Source organism: Enterobacter sp. MG-EB028 (assembly GCF_056673305.1).
Genome location: NZ_CP195079.1, coordinates 1684457 through 1703335, shown reverse-complemented (window position 1 = coordinate 1703335; position 18879 = coordinate 1684457). Strand labels below are relative to the sequence as shown.

Sequence of the window (18879 nt, the reverse complement as noted above, 5' to 3'; positions counted from 1 at the left end):
AGGTTATCCTTGCATCTGCGGCTTGTGCGCGGTGACGTGAATATAGCGGCCAAGGCTGACAAAAGGCTCCTGGCGGCAATACCGCGTTTCTAATTCTGTTAAGGTGTCAAAACAGTCACGCTGTTTGTGTTTTTCACGCAGATAATCATGAAACACCCTGACGCCCGTCTTCCCGACGATCTGCCAGCCAATCTCTTCCAGCCAGCCGTAAACCTGCTGCGGATCGCGCGGATAGTCCGGGGAAAGCGTGCGTTTTTTCTTTTTAGGCATCCCGACCTGAACATAGTCGAAGTTTCCTGCCACCATATTGTGCATCAGGAAGCCGTTAGCATTGTAGAACATCAGCGACAGCGTGCCGCCCGGGCGCAACATCGACCACAGGGTTTGTAACACGCTTAGCGGATCGGCTACCCACTCCAGCACCGCATGAAACAATATCAGATCAACCTGGGTTTCCAAATGCTGTGCGATGTCCTGAGCGGCGCATTGTATAAAATGCATGTTGTCGCTCACACCTTTCTCTTCTGCGGCACGCGTCGCGCGGGCGACCATTTCAGCAGAAAGATCGCAAAGCGTGACGTGATGACCGAGCCCGGCCATTTTTATCGCCGTCTGCCCTTCACCGCCTCCGGCGTCCAGCACGCGCAACGTTTGGCCGCCAAAGGTAGCCAGAATGGTGTCCAGATCCTGCCAGAGGATCGTCTGACGGAGCTGCCCTTTCGTGGTGCCATAAATGTTGCGCGAAAACTTTTCCGCGATGTCATCAAAATTGCGATCCCGCATTGGGAGAGTTCCACTCGCTAACTGCAAAACCGCTATTTTGTCACACCCGCGCGGAGAATGAACCTCTCTGGTGTAATATCACGGGTAATCACCTGCTATATGGTCAAAAAAGGAACCAAAAAGGATGCTTTTTACCCTTAAGAAATACGTTGGAGGGATGATGCTTCCCCTTCCGCTGCTACTCATCATCATTGCGCTGGGGCTGGCGCTGGTGTGGTTTAGTCGCTTTCAGAAAAGTGGCAAAACGCTTATCACGTTCGGCTGGCTTGTCCTGCTGCTGCTGAGCCTGCAACCGGTGGCGGATGGCCTGTTACGTCCCATCGAAGCTAAGTACCCAACGTGGCAGGGAAACCAGAAAGTTGAATACATCGTAGTGCTGGGCGGCGGATATACATGGGATCCTGACTGGGCCCCCAGCTCGAACCTGATTAACAACAGCCTGCCGCGGCTAAACGAGGGCATTCGCCTCTGGCTGGCAAATCCGGGATCAAAAATGATCTTCACCGGCGCGGCGGCAAAAACGAACCCGGTGAGTACGGCTGAAGCGGGCGCCAGAATCGCGGAATCGCTCGGCGTCCCGCGTTCCTCGATTATCACCCTGGACAGCCCAAAGGATACCGAGGAAGAGGCCGCTGCGGTGAAGCAGGCGATTGGCGATGTTCCGTTCTTACTGGTGACCTCCGCCTCGCACCTGCCAAGAGCAATGATCTTCTTCGAGAAGCAAGGTCTGCACCCGCTTCCCGCACCGGCAAACCAGATGGCCATCAGCGCGCCGCTCAACCCATGGGAGCGGATTATTCCATCTCCGATGTGGCTGATGCATAGCGATCGCGTCGGCTACGAGACGCTCGGACGCCTGTGGCAGTGGCTGAAAGGATCGTCAGGCGAGCCAGGGCAGGAGTGACCTCGCCGCAAGATCGAAGTTGGCGCGATTGAAACGTCCGGTGTTGACCAGCTGCGCCACTTCGTCCCAGAGCAGGTAGAGCCAGCGTCGCCAGAGAAACGCCTCTGCAACGGGCGCGCGTTGAAGGTAGTGCCACAGTAACCCTTCCGCCGCCCCGCTGTCGCTGAGCCTGAACAGCTCATATTCGCGCGGCGCCCAGAGCATGATCCCCGGCCCCAACATTGCCAGAAGCTGATCGCTGCGGGAGTCCTTTAGCATGCTGCGCAGAGTAAAATTGCCGTGGATCAGCACGCAGTTGTCATTAAAACCGTCGAACAGCGCCGGCAAGCACTCGCGGGTACGAAACAGGATACGTTTGTCCTGCATGGTTAAACCGGTATTGTTGAACTGGTTAAGCGTCCCCCACAGCACTTCCACCCGCTGGCGATACCACAGCGGCCACAGGTTTTCCTGAGTGCTGTCGACCGGACCGACAAGCCCGCGGCTATCCTGACGGTGCCAGGCCAGCAGCGCCTCGACAATCTGGTCTTTCAGCTGCTCCCAGCGTTCCGGCGTGCGCGCGGGCGCTTCAACGGGCACGCCGCGCAAACGCTCAATCAGCAGTACGTCCGGACCGGGGTGTTCCTCATGCGTCATCACGCCGTACACGGTCGGCATACGGACGGTCCCCTCCCGCGCCAGCATCGACATTTTCCACGCAAGCTGCCTGGCAACGCCCGGCGAGGTGAAACTTCTGGCCATCAGCGGCATCGGGTTGCCCTGGCTGTCATACAACGACCAAAGCGCGGTATCGGCCTTTTCACTCACGCATTCGACCCGGCTTAACTTCTCACCCAGAAGATGGCTAAGTTCGGCACGCAGCTGTTCCATATGAGATTACCCCCATTAAGACTACTGCTTTTATAATGAGCGCACAGCGTGAAGATGTCACCCGGAAGAGATCAATTAGGGTAAAGAAAGGGGAATTAGCGGGGAGAGGACATCCCCCCGAAAGGAGGGATGCAGGCGGGATTAGCGCAGCTCGGCGCGGACGCGCTCAAGATCTTCCGGCGTATCAACACCCGTTCCCGGTACTTCGCGGGCAACGGCAACGTGGATTTTTTCGCCATACCAGAGGACGCGAAGCTGCTCCAGCATTTCGATATGCTCCAGCGGGCTCGGCGCCCAGGCAACATAGCGACGAATAAAGCCGGCGCGATAGCCGTAGATCCCAATATGGCGCAGGAAGGTATCACCGATGCTCTCTTTTGATACCGCAAAGCGATCGCGATCCCAGGGGATCGTGGCGCGCGAGAAATAGAGCGCGTAGCCTTCGGCATCCATGACAACCTTCACCGCATTCGGATTGAATGCCTCTTCAGCGTGGTGAATGGGCACCGCGAGCGTCGCCATACCGACCTGGCGCTGCGCCAGATTCTCCGCCACCTGACGGATAATAACCGCCGGGATCATCGGCTCGTCGCCCTGCACGTTTACGATGACCGTATCGTCACTGAAACCACACTTCTCAACCACTTCCGCCAGACGCTCGGTGCCGGACTGGTGATCGGCGCGGGTCATGCACACCTCACCGCCTGCGGCTTCAACCGCGCGGGCGACATCAGGATGGTCGGTTGCAACGATAATGCGGTCGGCACCGGACTCACGCGCCCGCTCAAGGACATGCACAATCATCGGCTTGCCGTTGATATCCACCAGAGGTTTACCCGGCAGACGCGTTGAGGCATAACGCGCAGGAATAATGACGACAAAACTCATGGTTTGCTCTCTTCTGCCACCAGGGAACGGGCTTCGTTTTCCAGCAATACCGGAATGCCGTCACGCAGCGGGAAGGCCAGACTGTCCAGCTTGCAAATCAGCTCCTGTTTGTCCTGGCTGTAGTAGAGTTTGCCGTTGCATACCGGGCAGGCAATAATTTCAAGTAAACGGTGATCCATAGTTCCTCCGTATGGGTAATCGCTAAAGCTTAACACATTCCCTTTTCAGGGAGTGCCTGTTTCCCAGCCACTTCGACAGGATGTGAATAACCCGTCAGGTACCCGGCCAAGCGTCACGTCGTGAGCTCCCTGCCAGCGCGCGAACTCGCTAATGGCGAACGTTAGCCCTATTTCCAGGCTCGCAGTGACCCTGACGCCTTCTTCCAGATAAAGCGCAATGACTTCCAGCGTGCCGGTCTTGCGGTGCATTTTGGCATCCATGCGGCCGACCAGTTGCCCCTTGTGCAGCAGCGGTAAAACAAAATAGCCGTACTGCCGCTTTGGCGCCGGGGTATAGCACTCCAGCCGGTAGCTGAAATCGAATAGCTGCTCGGCGCGCTTTCTGTCCCAGACCACCGGATCGAAAGGTGACAACACCGCGCTGTGCGTTGCCCGGAGTTTCCCCTCCAGGGCCTCAGGCAGCAGAGGGAGGAGATCCGCATGCAGCCACATTTCTCCCAGCGCTTCCACCGTGACGGGAATGACTCGCTGTTCGCGCTGCCATATCTCCAGCAGCGGCTTCAGCGCGGGCTGGCGAAGGCGGTAATAATCTGCCAGCCATTGCGCACGGAAAATACCCAGGCTGCGGGCGCTGTTTTCCAGCATGATAGCCTCGGCGGCCTCCTGAGTAAGCATGTCGCGCTCGTCGTCCCAGTGGGGCATCACGCGATGCGTCAGGTCATAAACGCGCTGAAAATTACGCCGTTCAATGACCATGACTTTGCCTGACGTGAATAACCCTTCCAGATGACGCTTGTGCGGTTTCCACTCCCACCAGCCACTTGCACCTTTGCGGGGATGTTCAAAATCAGCGGAGCGAACGGGGCCTTTTTCCTGAATATGGCTGATAAGCTGCTCTATTTCGGCCGCGTGTTCCTGCATCCACGCCTGCCGGTATTTCCAGCCCATTTTTTCCGGGGCAAGCATACGGTGGCGCACCAGGGCAAAGTCGCTGCGGGGCAGGAAGCAGGCTTCGTGCGCCCAGTACTCCATCAGTTCCCCTTTGGAGAGCGCCTCATCCAGCCACTGCGAAGGATAACTTCCCAGACGGCTAAACAGCACCAGGTAAGGGCTACGGGCCACAATATTAATGGTGTCGATTTGGAGCAGCGACATGCGCTGGACGGTAGAGAGGATATCGGCAGGCTGCGCGCGGCGGCGGGGCTTTTTGAGCAGCCCCTGCGCGGCAAGGTGTAAATGACGTGCGGCTGAAAGCGAGAGTTGCGGTAAAGACATGCGTTTTCCTGTCAGTCAAAGCGCCACCAGAACCGCGTAAGTCTCTACTGCACCAACGCAATCAGTTCCTTGAGCAAGTGTTCCGGCTGTTCGCCGCTGAGTTCAGCGTCAACCGGCAGATACCACCAGTTTTCTTTCGCAAAGGCACGGCATTTCACCGCATCTTTTTCGGTCATGATCAGCGACTGTCCGGGCACGGTCAGGGCATCCACCTGCCCTTCCACCAGCGCCTGATGGTCGGCCAGCGGAACGCGTTTTTCAAGCCGGGCGCCACACTGCTCCAGCGTCGCGAAGAAGCGCGGCGGATGGCCAATCCCCGCCATTGCCACCAGTGAAGGTAGCTCAGCAACCGACCGGCGTTCACCCGTCGCCAGGTTGACCGCCAGACCCGGCTGCAGGTTCATCGGGATTTCACCCGATTTTGCCTCTCCACCGTTCACAATCACTGCATCAACGGACTTCAGTCGCGAAGCGCGTTCGCGCATGGGGCCAGCAGGCAGCCACCAGCCGTTGCCGAAACGGCGAACCCCGTCAATAACCACAATCTCCTTATCACGCGCCAGAGCGTAATGCTGCAGGCCATCGTCAGTGATGATGATTTGTACCGCCTGTTCGGCAAGCAGTGCCTGAACGGCGTCGCTGCGCACCGGGGAGACCGCAACCGGCGCGCCGGTACGCTGGAAAATCAATACTGGCTCATCCCCCGCTTCTGCGGTCGTGGTTTCCGCCGACAGAAGCAATGGGTAATGCGCCGCTTTGCCACCATAGCCGCGCGACACCACGCCGGGGCGAATACCGCGCTTTTGCAGCTGCTCTACCAGCCAGATCACCACCGGCGTTTTGCCGTTGCCGCCCGCCGTGAGGTTACCCACCACTACAACCGGCACCGGCGCGCGCCAGGCGCGCTTGATCCCCAGACGGTAAAACAGGCGAATAGTGCCGCTCACCAGGCCATACAGCCAGGAGAGCGGCAAAAGCAGCAGCCACAGCGGGGATTCACCGGACCAGATGCGTGCAATCATTCGCCAAACTGCATTTTATGAAGCTGGGCGTAAACGCCGCGGTGTTCCAGCAGATCAGCATGGCTTCCGCGTTCAACAATGATGCCGTCCTCAACCACGACGATCTCATCCGCCTGCTCGATAGTGGACAGACGGTGCGCAATCACCAGCGAAGTACGGTTCTTCTGCAGTTCATCCAGCGCCGACTGAATCGCGCGTTCAGATTCCGTATCCAGAGCAGAGGTTGCTTCGTCCAGGATCAGAATCGGGCTATCGCGCAGCAGCGCGCGCGCAATGGCGATACGCTGGCGTTGACCGCCGGAGAGCAGTACGCCGTTTTCACCGATTATCGTATCCAGACCGTTATCCATCTTGTTGATAAAGTCCATTGCATAGGCCATACGCGCGGCGTTCTCAATCTGCTCGCGGCTGTACTCGTCAGTGCGCGCATAAGCAATGTTGTTGGCAACCGTATCGTTGAAGAGATGCACGTTCTGAGAAACCAGCGCAACCTGGTTACGCAGCGACTGCAGGGTGTACTCCCGCAGGTCGTAGCCATCCAGCAGGATCTCACCTTCGTTAATGTCGTAGAAACGGGTGATGAGGCTGGCAATGGTCGATTTACCGGAGCCGGAGCGGCCTACCAGCGCAACGGTTTTACCTGCCGGAATCGTCAGGTTGATATTGCGCAGAGCCGGCGTTTCGCGGCCTGGATAGGTGAAGGTCACGTTGCGGAACTCAACGTCGCCACGCGCACGCCCTACCTCGCGTGTACCTTCGTCTTTTTCCTGTTCGGAATCCAGAATGCTAAACAGCGTCTGGCAGGCGGCCATCCCGCGCTGGAACTGGGCGTTCACGTTCGTCAGGGATTTCAGCGGGCGCATCAGGGCGATCATAGAGGAGAAGACCACGGTGATGGTACCCGCCGTCAGTGTCTCCATTACGCTCGGGAAGCTTGCCGCATAGAGAACGAACGCCAGCGCCAGTGAGGCAATCAGCTGAATGATCGGGTCAGAGATGGAAGAGGCCGAGACCATCTTCATCCCCTGCAGACGCATTTTGTTGCTGACTTTGTCAAAGCGTTTGGTTTCGACTTCCTGACCGCCGAAGATCAACACTTCTTTATGCCCTTTCAGCATCTGCTCTGCGCTGGTCGTCACCTGCCCCATGGTGTTCTGCATATTTTTACTGATATTGCGGAAGCGCTTCGAGACGACACGGATAGCAATAGAAACTATCGGCGCCAGAACGATAAGGATGATCGACAGCTGCCAGCTGTAATAGAACATCATCGCGAACAGGCCGATGATCGACGCCCCTTCACGCACGACGGTAATCAGTGCGCTTGAGGACGAGGAGGCTACCTGCTCTGAGTCGTAGGTGATGCGGGACAGCAGCGTCCCGGTAGACTGCTTGTCAAAGAATGAGACCGGCATGCCCATCATGTGGCTGAACAGACGACGGCGCATGGTCATAACCACTTTCCCGGAAACCCAGGAGATGCAGTAGCTGGAGATATAGCTGGTGATACCACGTAAGATCATCAGCCCGATAACCACCAGAGGCATCCATAGCAACACTGAGCGATCCGTTTTACCAAAACCGTCATCCAGTAACGGTTTGAGGAGCGATAACATAAAAGTATCGCTGGCTGCGTTGAGAATTAACGCTACACCCGCCACGATCAGGCCTGCTTTAAAAGGTGCAATCATCGGCCAGAGTCGGCGGAAGGTTTGCCACGTGGAGAGATCTTTGTCGTTATGCATTCAAAAAACCAGCATTTGTTGAAATAGCCGCATATTCTACCCGTTATCTACGGGCGCGCCAAACCACTGATGATACCAACGTGGTAAAAATTGATCCCGCAAGAGCCGGATTTGCCAGCGATGGTGCGAAAACGTCACCGATATTTGCCCGGAATGGGGGGTATCGTGCCAGATATACCCCTCTTTTCGATAACGCCGGACCACTTTAACCGACGGGAACCGCCATGCGTTGTAGCGGGCCGCTGAATCCAGCGCAATCTGTCCATCCACCCGCTGTACCAGCGGCAAAGATGACGAGGTATTGCTGCCGTGATGCGGTACCTGTATGAGTGTTGACGTAAGATGTTTCCAGTAATGGCTAAGCATAGCCTGTTCTGCCTGTGCTTCAATGTCTCCCGTCAGCAGAACGCTCTGCTCGCCGTCGTCAATTTTTACCACGCAGGAGTGATTGTTCCCCTGAGCCGGATAATTTTCAGGAGGCCAGTGGACGGAGAAGGTTAACCCCTGCCATCGCCATTTTTGCCCACGAAAACAGGGAAGATGCCCCGCCAGGCGCAGCGGACTTCTTACCCATATCTCAGGCCATGCTTTTTGTAGCGATGCAAGGCCTCCCGCATGGTCGAGGTGTTCATGGCTGAGAATAACCCCCTCTGGCCGCAGGTGATGCCAGCGCAGCCACGGTATGATTAACCGCTGCGCGCTATCCCCGCCCGGCCAGGCGAGCCCGGTGTCATAGAGAATGGCTTTACCCTGCCGTTCAATGACCATTGCCAGCCCCTGCCCTACATCCAGCATATGTAGCGTCCAGGCGTCGCTTTTCGCCGTTCGCCAGAGGGGAAATGCCAGTAAGACACTTCCAGCCAGACAAACGGCAGGAACGGTTTTCCAGGCACGAAAACGCCAGCCGATGATGATAAGCCAGGGCAGTAACGTCATGTACTGCCAGCGTTGATCCACACTCTGCCAGCCGTCTGGAAGGCGCATCAGCAGCCAGAACAACCCGGCAAGCGTCTTATCGGCCGTATACCAGATGCCGCTTTCCAGCCCCGCCAGTGGCAGCAGATGGAGCAGCATGCCAAGTAAAATCAGCGGTACGCAGACAAACGTCACCAGCGGAACGGCAAAGAGATTGGCGATCAACGATGAAATGCTAAAGCCATGGAAAATCAGAACCTGTAACGGCATGAGAAGCAACAGCATGCCGACCTGAAGATAGAGAAGGTTCAGCAGCGGCCGAATACGTCGAGCCCGTTGCCAGTCAGGAAGCGGTAGCCACTGAAACCAGAAAATCAGCGCGGCGACGGCAAATGCAGACAGAAGCAGACTCTGCGATAGTATGGCTAAGGGATCGCTTACCAGGATCGCCGCGACACAGCAGATCCACACCTGCCAGGGAGACCACTGCCGGGCACCGATGCGCAGCGCCGCCAGCATGGCAAGTGCGATGACCGTGCGTAGCGCGGGCGGCTGCAGGCCGGTCAGCCAGGCGTAGAAAGCGGCAAAGCATAACCCGGCCAGCAGAGGCATTTGCCAGTGGACACGATGGCAAGGTAATAAAAACTGAAGCCCGCGCGTGAGCAACCAGACGATGGAGGCCGCCAGCGCGATATGCAGGCCCGAAATCGCCATCAGATGCAGCGTGCCGGTTTCACGCATCAGGTCTTTTATTTCTCCTGGAACATCCAGACGTTCCCCCATCCCCAGCCCGAGGATCACCGCGCCCCAGCGATAAGCAGAAAGTCGGTTTTGCAGCGACGTCAGGTATTGCGCTCGCAGACTGCAACGCCCATCGACGAGTTCTGCATGGGTAAAGCGCCCGCTCAGCGTTTGATGGCGGGCAATAGCGCTGCGCTGGGGATCATACCCTCCGTCGTTCAGTTCGCCGTGAGCCGGCCTGAGCCTGAGGGTCATTGCCCAGCGCTGACCGGCACACGCTTTCTGCGGCAAATAATGACCATAAAGCGTTACGCCCGTTGACGCCCACCAGCGTTGGCCATCAACGGTGAGTATTTTTCCCTGATGCACAGTGGCACCATCAGTGATGGAGATTTCTACCTCGGCCTGTACGGCACCTGTGGTTAAATGCTGCATCGGCCAGACGCTCTCTTGCGCAGCCAGAATGCCCCACACGCAAAAGAGCAACGTAAGCCCCACATACTTCAGCCGTATGTTTTGGCGTGCGGCCAGAGCAGCCCCGCCAGCCATCATTATCCACACGGTATAACGCGATGGCAGTTCGGGTAACCAGAGTAACGGGGCTATCGCCAGAATGGCGCAGATACCTAAAGCGGGAATTCCCATTGCTACCTCCCTGTTTCAGGGCGGCAGTATGCTAGCGGGTGGTCGGGTCGTCAGGTAAGAAGAATGCGATTTACAGCAAGCGCAGCAATGTATTTTATGCGTTACAGAAAACGAAACGGAAAATGCGGGGCACCTTCAGAAAGAAAGCGACGGGTACAAAAAAAGCACCCGCAGGTGCTTTCTTTCGAACCCAGTTTAACCGGCTGGCTAAACTCAGTTGCCGTAAATATTGGCGCGATCGCGCAGCTCTTTACCCGGCTTAAAGTGTGGAACGTACTTACCTTCCAGCTCGACTTTATCACCAGTTTTCGGGTTACGCCCGGTACGTGGAGCACGATAGTGCAGAGAAAAACTACCGAAACCGCGGATTTCAATGCGCTCGCCCTGGGCAAGAGTGGAGGCCATATGCTCCAGCATCTCTTTTACGGCATCTTCCACTGCCTTGGCAGGGATATGCGGTTGCTGACTGGCAAGTCTTTCAATCAATTCTGACTTGGTCATGATTCCTCCGGTTCCTTTCAAACCAATTAGCTGAACAGCTTATTAAACAAGGGCGGCCGTAGCCGCCCTTTGTTATTGATTACAGGACGAATCCTGCAATCTGTCAAGTCTGCTCCTCATCCTTCGCGCTGTAAATGCGTTACAGCTCAAATGATGCCGAGAACCTGATATTACTCGCCTTTAGCTGCTTTGAAAGCTTCAGCCATTGCGTTGTTAGAGAAGTTTGCATCTTCCTGTTTGTTAACAGTTGCGATTGCATCTTTCTCATCAGCTTCGTCTTTAGCACGAACAGACAGGCTGATTGCACGGTTCTTACGGTCAACACCGGTGAACTTAGCTTCAACGTCGTCGCCAACGTTCAGAACCAGAGTGGCATCTTCAACGCGGTCACGTGAAGCTTCAGAAGCGCGCAGGTAACCTTCAACGCCGTCAGCCAGTTCTACGGTTGCGCCTTTAGCGTCAACTGCAGTCACTTTACCGTTTACGATTGCGCCTTTCTTGTTCAGTGCAACCCAGTTGTTGAACGGATCTTCTGCGAGCTGTTTAACGCCCAGGGAGATACGCTCACGCTCTGCGTCAACCTGCAGAACAACTGCAGCGATTTCGTCGCCTTTTTTGTATTCACGAACTGCTTCTTCGCCTGCAACGTTCCAGGAGATGTCAGACAGGTGAACCAGGCCATCGATGCCGCCGTCCAGGCCGATGAAGATACCGAAGTCAGTGATAGACTTGATTTTACCTTCAACACGGTCGCCCTTGTTGTGGGTTTCCGCGAACTGCTGCCATGGGTTGTTTTTGCACTGTTTCAGGCCCAGGGAGATACGACGACGTTCTTCGTCGATATCCAGAACCATCACTTCCACTACATCACCAACGTTAACAACTTTGGATGGGTGGATGTTTTTGTTGGTCCAGTCCATTTCGGAAACGTGCACCAGGCCTTCAACGCCTTCTTCGATTTCAACGAAGCAGCCGTAGTCGGTCAGGTTGGTTACGCGACCAGTCAGTTTAGTACCTTCTGGGTAACGCTTAGCGATAGCTACCCATGGATCTTCGCCCAGCTGTTTCAGGCCGAGGGATACACGAGTACGCTCGCGGTCGAACTTCAGCACTTTAACAGTGATTTCGTCGCCCACGTTCACGATTTCGCTTGGGTGCTTAACGCGTTTCCACGCCATGTCGGTGATGTGCAGCAGGCCATCAACGCCGCCCAGGTCAACGAATGCGCCGTAGTCAGTGAGGTTCTTAACGATACCTTTGACTTCCATGCCTTCCTGCAGGTTTTCCAGCAGCTGATCGCGTTCTGCGCTGTTTTCGGATTCGATAACGGCACGACGGGAAACAACAACGTTGTTACGCTTCTGGTCCAGCTTGATTACTTTGAACTCAAGCTCTTTGCCTTCGAGGTGCAGGGTGTCACGGACTGGACGAACGTCTACCAGTGAACCTGGCAGGAACGCACGAATACCATTCAGCTCAACAGTGAAGCCACCTTTAACTTTGCCGTTGATAACACCGACCACAGTTTCAGCTTCTTCGTAAGCTTTCTCCAGCGTGATCCATGCTTCGTGACGTTTAGCTTTCTCACGAGACAGCAGGGTTTCGCCGAAGCCGTCTTCTACTGCGTCCAGAGCAACGTCAACTTCGTCACCAACCTGGATTTCCAGCTCGCCCTGGGCGTTTTTGAACTGCTCAGCCGGAATGGCGGACTCAGATTTCAGACCGGCGTCAACCAGTACTACGTCTTTGTCGATAGCAACAACAACACCGCGAACGATGGAACCCGGACGGGTTTCGATTTCTTTTAAGGATTCTTCAAACAGTTGAGCAAAAGATTCAGTCATGTTTAATCTTCAGGTTAATATTAACGTCCACCTGGCTCCGTGCCGGATGGGGTTGTTTCACATACCCGCCGTCAGTCCATTGCAGCGGGGGTACTGCTAAATCGGTCGCAATTACGCGAGTGCCAGTTTTTGGCGCGCATATTGTAGCGCTTTTTCAATCACTTGCTCAATAGTTAAACTGGTTGAATCCAGTACTAAAGCATCTTCTGCAGGAACAAGTGGTGCGACGGCGCGGTTACGATCGCGGTCATCGCGCTCTTTTATCTCGGATAAAAGGCGATCAAAGTTAACACTAAACCCCTTTTCCTGCAACTGAAGCATGCGGCGTTGAGCACGCTCTTCCGAAGAGGCGTCAAGGAAAATTTTTACTGGTGCATCAGGAAATACTACGGTTCCCATGTCGCGTCCGTCAGCGATCAGACCCGGGGCTTCACGAAACGCACGCTGCCGACGTAGCAGCGCCTCGCGAACGCGTGGGAAAGCGGCCACCTGAGAGGCCGCATTAGCGACTTCCTGCGTACGGATTTCGCCGCTCACGTCTTCACCTTCCAGAATCACTTCCAGGTTGCCATCGGTGGAAACAAAACGCACATCCAGATGCGCAGCCAGCGGTACCAGCGCTTCTTCAGAGGCGACATCCACATGATGATGCAGCGCAGCCAGCGCCAGCACGCGATAGATTGCTCCCGAATCTAAAAGATGCCATTGCAATGCTTCCGCCATCGCTTTGCACAGAGTACCTTTCCCTGCGCCACTCGGCCCATCAATGGTGATTACCGGGGCAATTGCCGTCATCTTTTTCTCCTTAAATAAGGCATACCGTTAACATGAACGCCGCGCATTATACGCGCCAACGTGCGCAACTGTTACCTTTGCGTGCAAATTGCGGAATGATTGAAGCAGAGTGTAGAAGAAATGAGCGGGAAAGATCGTCAGGAAGCGTAAGGAAATGCCGCATCAGGTGATGCGGCAGGTATTCATTATGCCAGGGTGCTAATGCGCGCCAGCTGTTCGAAATAGTCCGGGAAGGTTTTTGCCGTACATTTCGGATCGAGAATGGTCACAGGGGTATCGGACAGCGCCACCAGCGAGAAACACATCGCCATACGGTGATCGTTATAGGTCCCGATTTCCGCAAACTGCAGTTTTGCCGGAGGGGTAACGCGAATGTAATCTTCGCCCTCTTCTACCTCAGCGCCGACTTTACGCAGCTCTGTCGCCATTGCGAACAGGCGGTCCGTCTCTTTTACGCGCCAGTTGTAGATGTTACGCAGCGTGGTGGTGCCTTTGGCAAACAGCGCCGCCGTGGCAATGGTCATCGCCGCATCCGGGATATGGTTCATGTCCATGTCGATGGCGTTCAGCTCGCCGCGGGTACAGGAGATGAAGTCATCGCCCCAGGTGACAATAGCGCCCATTTTTTCCAGCACGTCCGCAAAACGAATATCGCCCTGCACGCTGTTGCGGCCAATGCCGGTCACTTTTACCGTACCGCCTTTAATCGCCCCCGCGGCCAGGAAGTAGGACGCGGATGACGCATCCCCTTCCACCAGGTAGTTACCCGGAGACTGATACCGCTGTGCCCCGCGCACCACGAAGCGCTGGTAAGACTGGTTTTCCACCTCAACGCCGAAGGTTTTCATCAGGTGCAGCGTGATATCAATATACGGTTTGGAGACCAGCTCACCTTTAATCGTGATAACCGTATCCTGTGGGGCCAGCGGCGCGGTCATCAGCAGTGCCGTCAGGAACTGGCTGGAGACGCTGCCGTCAACCTCGACGTGACCGCCGGTAAAGCCCCCGCGCAGACGCAGTGGCGGATAATTTTCCTGCTCCAGATAGTCAATCTGCGCGCCGCCCTGACGCAGGGCATCTACCAGATGACCTATCGGACGCTCTTTCATACGCGGCTCGCCGGTCAGCACGATGTTGTTGCTCCCCAGGCACAGGGCCGCCGCCAGCGGACGCATCGCGGTACCCGCGTTGCCCAGAAACAGCTCAAGCTCTTCACTCGCCTGCAGTGCGCCGCCGTTGCCGGTCACTTCGCAGCGGGTACGATCGTCAGAGAGTGTGTAATGAACGCCCAACGCTTTCAGCGCATTGAGCATATGGCGCACGTCATCGCTGTCCAGCAGGTTAGTGAGGACGGTGGTGCCGTTTGCCAGAGCTGCCAGCAGCAGAGCGCGGTTCGAGACACTTTTTGAACCAGGCAGATTGATGGTGCCATCTACCCGCGCGATAGGTTGTAACGTCAGGGATTCCATGAAAACTAAACTCTCAACTCAACATAATAAAAACCCCGCAGGGACGCTGCGGGGGTGAAAAACAGCAAATTAACCGTGACGACGTTCAAAGTCGATCATGAAATCCGTCAGGGCCTTAACGCCTTCCAGCGGCATCGCGTTATAGATAGAGGCACGCATGCCGCCCACCACACGGTGGCCCTTGAGCGCGTGCAGGCCTGCCGCGAAGGACTCTTCCAGGAACACTTTGTCCAGGCTGCTGTCCGCCAGCTGGAATGGCACGTTCATGCGGGAACGGTTAGCTTTCGCTACATCGTTGCGGTAGAAATCGCTCTTGTCGATCACGCCATACAGCAGTTCGGCTTTCTGCTGATTCACCTTGTCCATCTGCGCCACGCCGCCGTTTTGCTTCAGCCATTTGAAGACCAGGCCGGAGAGGTACCAGGCAAACGTTGGTGGGGTGTTGAACATGGAGTCGTTATCGTTCAGCACGGTGTAGTCGAGAATCGACGGGCAGGATTTATGCGCTTTACCCAGCAAGTCTTCACGCACGATGACGATAGTCAGGCCCGCAGGACCGATATTTTTCTGCGCGCCCGCATAGATAATGCCGTAGCGGCTGACGTCAAGTGGCGCAGACAAAATGGTGGAGGAGAAGTCGGCGGCAACCACAACATCTTTGCCAAAGTTTGGCGTCTCGTCGATGGCAATCCCGTCAATGGTTTCGTTCGGGCAGTAGTGAAGATAGGCGGCGTTATCAGAAAGCTGCCACTCGCTCATAGGCTTCACGGCGCGCAGACCGTCAACGGTCACTTTGGCATCGATAACATTCGGCGTGCAATATTTATGCGCTTCTTTAACGGCGCTTGCCGCCCAGTAACCCGCGTCAACGTAGTCAGCCGTCATTTTGTCACCGAGGATATTCAGCGGTACGCCTGCAAACTGACCGCGGCCGCCGCCGTGGCAGAACAATACTTTGTAGTTCGAGGGAATATTCAGCAGATCGCGAAAATCCTTTTCTGCCTCTTCGGCCACCTGAATAAACTCTTTACCACGGTGGCTGATTTCCATCACCGACGTACCCAGACCGTTCCAGTCACACAGCTCCTGTTGAGCCTGTTTAAGCACGTCTGCCGGTAACATTGCCGGACCTGAACTGAAATTAAAGACTTGAGCCATTTCCCCTCACCACGCTAAAAGCCATAAGTTATAACTGTGGATATCGGTTTTATCATTCAGTGACACGCGCCGCAATGTCTAAAACTTATGACCGGGGAAATGTGCCCCGCGTCACACAAAACAATCTGCCGCCTCGATACGACAAAACCGACAAAATGGCTGTCAGGTAATACGTTTGGCCCGGCTAACCTTCGTCCATTCCGGATTTGCACAGCGGGGGCATAATTGACGATCCCCTGGCTGCATCGCGACAACATGGCTACATCTTACGCAAGCATACTCGCCTGATTCAGGTACCGTTCTGAAACGCTCTATGAGCATATCCGGCAGGATACACAGTCCCGGCTTCACCTCGTCGTCAGAATAGTAATAGACGCTGATTTGGCCGTTGGTTTCCATAATCGCCAGACGCACCTGCCCCAGTTGCTCAACGCTGTTCAGGCGAAGCTCCATAAAGAACTCAAACTCGGTCATATTGGCGCTTTGCACATTTTCCCAGGCCAGTTGGCCGTCCTCGACGATAACCACCGGCTTCCCTTCGAACAGATCTTCCAGCTTTTCGCTTTTCGACATCAGCCACATGACAAGACGGTAAAGTAGCGCCAGTGAGACAAAAACGATAAATACCGGCACCATCGGCACATCGTCATAAAAGGCGACGTCTCCCGCCGCCGAGCCCAGCGTCAGAATGATCAGCACCTCAAACAGCGACATCTGCCGAACGCCGCGACGGCCGGTGATTTTAAGAAACAGGAAGACGAGTACGAAGGTATACAGGCTTCGCAGCGCCACTTCGCCCAGAAATTCAGGAGGAACTTTATCAAACGCCATCCGCTGGAGATCAAATGCTTTCATTTTTCTATGCCTTAACAGTCAGTTACTGTCACTAAGCATAGCCCAGCCATTTATTTTCGCCGGAGATAGCACCCGTCACTCAAAACCCGTATCATTGCGCGCTTTACGTACGATAAAAGTGAACGCCATGACTCAAACGTTTATCCCCGGCAAAGACGCCGCTCTGGAAGATTCCATCGCTCGCTTCCAGCAGAAACTGACCGACCTGGGCTTTAACATCGAAGAAGCCTCCTGGCTCAACCCGGTGCCTCACGTCTGGTCCGTGCACATTCGCGACAAAGACTGCGCGCTCTGCTTTACCAACGGTAAAGGCGCGACGAAAAAAGCGGCACTGGTCTCTGCGCTGGGTGAGTATTTTGAGCGTCTGTCCACCAACTATTTCTTTGCTGACTTCTGGCTGGGTGAAACCATCGCCAACGGTCCTTTCGTTCACTATCCGAACGAAAAATGGTTCCCGCTGACCGAAGACGACGAACTGCCGGAAGGGATCCTCGATCAACGCCTGCGCGCTTTCTACGATCCAGAAAACGAACTGACTGCCAGCATGCTGATCGATCTGCAATCGGGTAACGAAGATCGCGGTATCTGCGCCCTGCCGTTCACCCGTCAGTCTGACGAGCAGACCGTTTATATTCCGATGAACATCGTCGGCAACCTGTATGTGTCCAACGGCATGTCCGCCGGTAACACCCGCAACGAAGCACGCGTGCAGGGCCTGTCTGAGGTGTTCGAGCGTCACATTAAAAACCGCATCATCGCTGAATCCATCAGCCTGCCGGAGATCCCGGCGGACGTGCTGGCGCGCTACCCGGGCGTGGTGGAATCCATCGCGAAGCTGGAAGCGGAAGGTTTCCCAATCTTTGCCTACGACGGCTCGCTGGGCGGTAAATATCCGGTTATCTGCGTCGTGCTGTTTAACCCGACTAACGGCACCTGCTTTGCCTCGTTCGGCGCGCATCCTGACTTCGGTGTGGCGCTGGAGCGTACCGTGACCGAGCTGCTGCAGGGCCGTAGCCTGAAAGATCTCGACGTGTTTACCCCGCCAACGTTTGACGATGAAGAAGTGGCCGAGCATACCAACCTCGAAACCCACTTCATCGACTCCAGCGGTTTGATCTCCTGGGATATGTTCAAGCAGGACGCGGACTATCCGTTCGTGGACTGGAGCTTTGCCGGTACCACGGAAGAAGAGTTCGCCACGCTGATGGCAATCTTCAACGCCGAAGATCAGGAAGTCTACATTGCCGACTACGAACACCTGGGCGTTTACGCGTGCCGCATCATCGTGCCCGGCATGTCCGACATCTATCCGGCGGAAGATTTGTGGCTGGCTAACAACAGCATGGGCGCGCACCTGCGTGAGACCCTGCTGTCCCTGCCGGGCAGCGAGTGGGAGAAAGAAGATTATCTCAACCTGATCGCCCAGCTGGACGATGAGGGCCACGATGATTTTACCCGCGTGCGCGAACTGCTGGGTCTGGCGACCGGGAAAGACAACGGCTGGTACACCCTGCGCATCGGCGAACTGAAAGCGATGCTGGCGCTGGCGGGCGGCGATCTGGATCAGGCCCTGGCCTGGACCGAATGGACCATGGAGTTTAACCAGTCGGTCTTCTCCGCCGAGCGCACCAACTATTACCGCTGTCTGCAAACCCTGTTGCTGCTTGCACAGGAAGACGATCGCGAGCCACTGCAGTACCTGAACGCTTTCGTACGTATGTACGGTGCTGAAGCGGTTGAAGCCGCCAGCGCGGCGCTGAGCGGTGAAGAGCCGTTCTACGGTCTGCAGGCAGTTGACAGCGATTTGAAAGCCTTCCCGGCGCATCAGTCTCTGCTGAAGGCCTATGAAAAGCTGCAGAAAGCAAAAGCCGCTTACTGGTCAAAATAAGCGCACATAACATTAACAGCAGTAGGCGTATTCAATCGTCTGGGCTATATTACGGGGCAATTTCATTGCCCCGTTTTTTATTCTCTTCGGCAATGATTATTGATTGTAATAATAAAGTTAAACATGGGTAAATATAATAATATTTGCCTGGGCTTTATTGTTACTTTTTATGGTAAATACCCCATATTAATTAACTGTTTCGAAGGGGGCCGAACGAAAAAATTCAACTCTTTTCATAACTTTTAAAATTTATTTTTATACGGATAATCAAATACTTACTCCGCATTTGTTGTAAAACCATACACACTGCGGGCCTATAAGCCAGGCGAGATATGATCTATATCAATTTCTCTTCTATAATGCTTTGTTAGTATCTCGTCGCCGACTTAATAAAGAGAGAGT

16 protein-coding genes are annotated in these 18879 nt (G+C 55.3%); 2 read left to right on the top strand and 14 right to left on the bottom strand.

Translation table 11 applies throughout. The features are described from left to right. Positions 1–3: 3 nt before the first annotated feature. Complete coding sequence (gene cmoM / locus ACR42C_RS07995) at positions 4–783, bottom strand: tRNA uridine 5-oxyacetic acid(34) methyltransferase CmoM (protein WP_116340942.1); 780 nt, start codon at positions 781–783, stop codon at positions 4–6. Between the two features lie 124 nt (positions 784–907). Between cmoM and elyC the strand changes: the two genes are divergently transcribed. Then, positions 908–1687 carry an envelope biogenesis factor ElyC gene (gene elyC, locus ACR42C_RS07990; RefSeq protein ID WP_116340944.1) on the top strand — a complete coding sequence of 260 codons (780 nt, stop codon included), beginning with the start codon at positions 908–910 and terminating at the stop codon, positions 1685–1687. On the opposite strand, the gene ACR42C_RS07985 is transcribed toward elyC, so the two are convergent. The 13 genes from ACR42C_RS07985 to ACR42C_RS07925 all read right to left on the bottom strand — a co-directional run bounded on the left by ACR42C_RS07985 (position 1664) and on the right by ACR42C_RS07925 (position 16589). After that, positions 1664–2557 (bottom strand): YcbJ family phosphotransferase, encoded by an 894-nt coding sequence (locus ACR42C_RS07985; protein ID WP_163328601.1) that lies wholly within the window; start codon positions 2555–2557, stop codon positions 1664–1666. The two genes, elyC and ACR42C_RS07985, sit on opposite strands and share 24 nt — an antisense overlap. A gap of 141 nt (positions 2558–2698) precedes the next feature. Beyond that, entirely contained in the window at positions 2699–3445 is a 747-nt protein-coding gene (kdsB, locus tag ACR42C_RS07980; RefSeq protein ID WP_479984987.1) for a 3-deoxy-manno-octulosonate cytidylyltransferase, read from the bottom strand. Continuing rightward, the gene (ycaR, locus tag ACR42C_RS07975; RefSeq protein WP_006174474.1) at positions 3442–3624 is read right to left on the bottom strand and encodes a protein YcaR; all 183 of its coding nucleotides are present in this window, start codon (positions 3622–3624) and stop codon (positions 3442–3444) included. The genes kdsB and ycaR overlap by 4 nt, the downstream gene beginning before the upstream one ends. A 45-nt stretch (positions 3625–3669) precedes the next feature. Then, positions 3670–4899, bottom strand: coding sequence for a winged helix-turn-helix domain-containing protein (locus tag ACR42C_RS07970; RefSeq protein ID WP_395313910.1), 1230 nt, complete (start codon positions 4897–4899; stop codon positions 3670–3672). A gap of 44 nt (positions 4900–4943) precedes the next feature. Beyond that, entirely contained in the window at positions 4944–5921 is a 978-nt protein-coding gene (lpxK, locus tag ACR42C_RS07965; protein WP_316380048.1) for a tetraacyldisaccharide 4'-kinase, read from the bottom strand. After that, the gene (gene msbA / locus ACR42C_RS07960; RefSeq protein WP_479984986.1) at positions 5918–7666 is read right to left on the bottom strand and encodes a lipid A ABC transporter ATP-binding protein/permease MsbA; all 1749 of its coding nucleotides are present in this window, start codon (positions 7664–7666) and stop codon (positions 5918–5920) included. Before msbA ends, lpxK begins: the two co-directional genes overlap by 4 nt. Before the next feature lie 36 nt (positions 7667–7702). Then, positions 7703–9967 (bottom strand): ComEC family protein, encoded by a 2265-nt coding sequence (locus ACR42C_RS07955; RefSeq protein ID WP_479984985.1) that lies wholly within the window; start codon positions 9965–9967, stop codon positions 7703–7705. A 213-nt stretch (positions 9968–10180) separates the two neighbouring features. Next, the gene (gene ihfB, locus ACR42C_RS07950) at positions 10181–10468 is read right to left on the bottom strand and encodes an integration host factor subunit beta (protein ID WP_008499965.1); all 288 of its coding nucleotides are present in this window, start codon (positions 10466–10468) and stop codon (positions 10181–10183) included. 170 nt (positions 10469–10638) lie between these two features. Next, entirely contained in the window at positions 10639–12312 is a 1674-nt protein-coding gene (gene rpsA, locus ACR42C_RS07945; protein ID WP_008499966.1) for a 30S ribosomal protein S1, read from the bottom strand. A 111-nt stretch (positions 12313–12423) separates the two neighbouring features. Beyond that, positions 12424–13107, bottom strand: coding sequence for a (d)CMP kinase (cmk, locus tag ACR42C_RS07940; protein ID WP_024907794.1), 684 nt, complete (start codon positions 13105–13107; stop codon positions 12424–12426). A gap of 185 nt (positions 13108–13292) precedes the next feature. Next, positions 13293–14576: a 3-phosphoshikimate 1-carboxyvinyltransferase gene (gene aroA, locus ACR42C_RS07935; RefSeq protein ID WP_233002288.1), complete on the bottom strand. Its 1284-nt coding sequence runs from the start codon at positions 14574–14576 to the stop codon at positions 13293–13295. A 69-nt stretch (positions 14577–14645) separates the two neighbouring features. Further along, the gene (serC, locus tag ACR42C_RS07930; protein WP_479984984.1) at positions 14646–15734 is read right to left on the bottom strand and encodes a 3-phosphoserine/phosphohydroxythreonine transaminase; all 1089 of its coding nucleotides are present in this window, start codon (positions 15732–15734) and stop codon (positions 14646–14648) included. A 162-nt stretch (positions 15735–15896) separates the two neighbouring features. Further along, positions 15897–16589, bottom strand: a complete 693-nt coding sequence (locus ACR42C_RS07925; protein WP_479984983.1) for a DUF421 domain-containing protein — start codon at positions 16587–16589, stop codon at positions 15897–15899. A 127-nt stretch (positions 16590–16716) separates the two neighbouring features. Between ACR42C_RS07925 and ycaO the strand changes: the two genes are divergently transcribed. After that, on the top strand, positions 16717–18477 hold the full coding sequence (gene ycaO, locus ACR42C_RS07920; protein ID WP_479984982.1) for a 30S ribosomal protein S12 methylthiotransferase accessory factor YcaO: 1761 nt from the start codon (positions 16717–16719) through the stop codon (positions 18475–18477). The last annotated feature ends 402 nt before the right edge of the window (positions 18478–18879 follow it).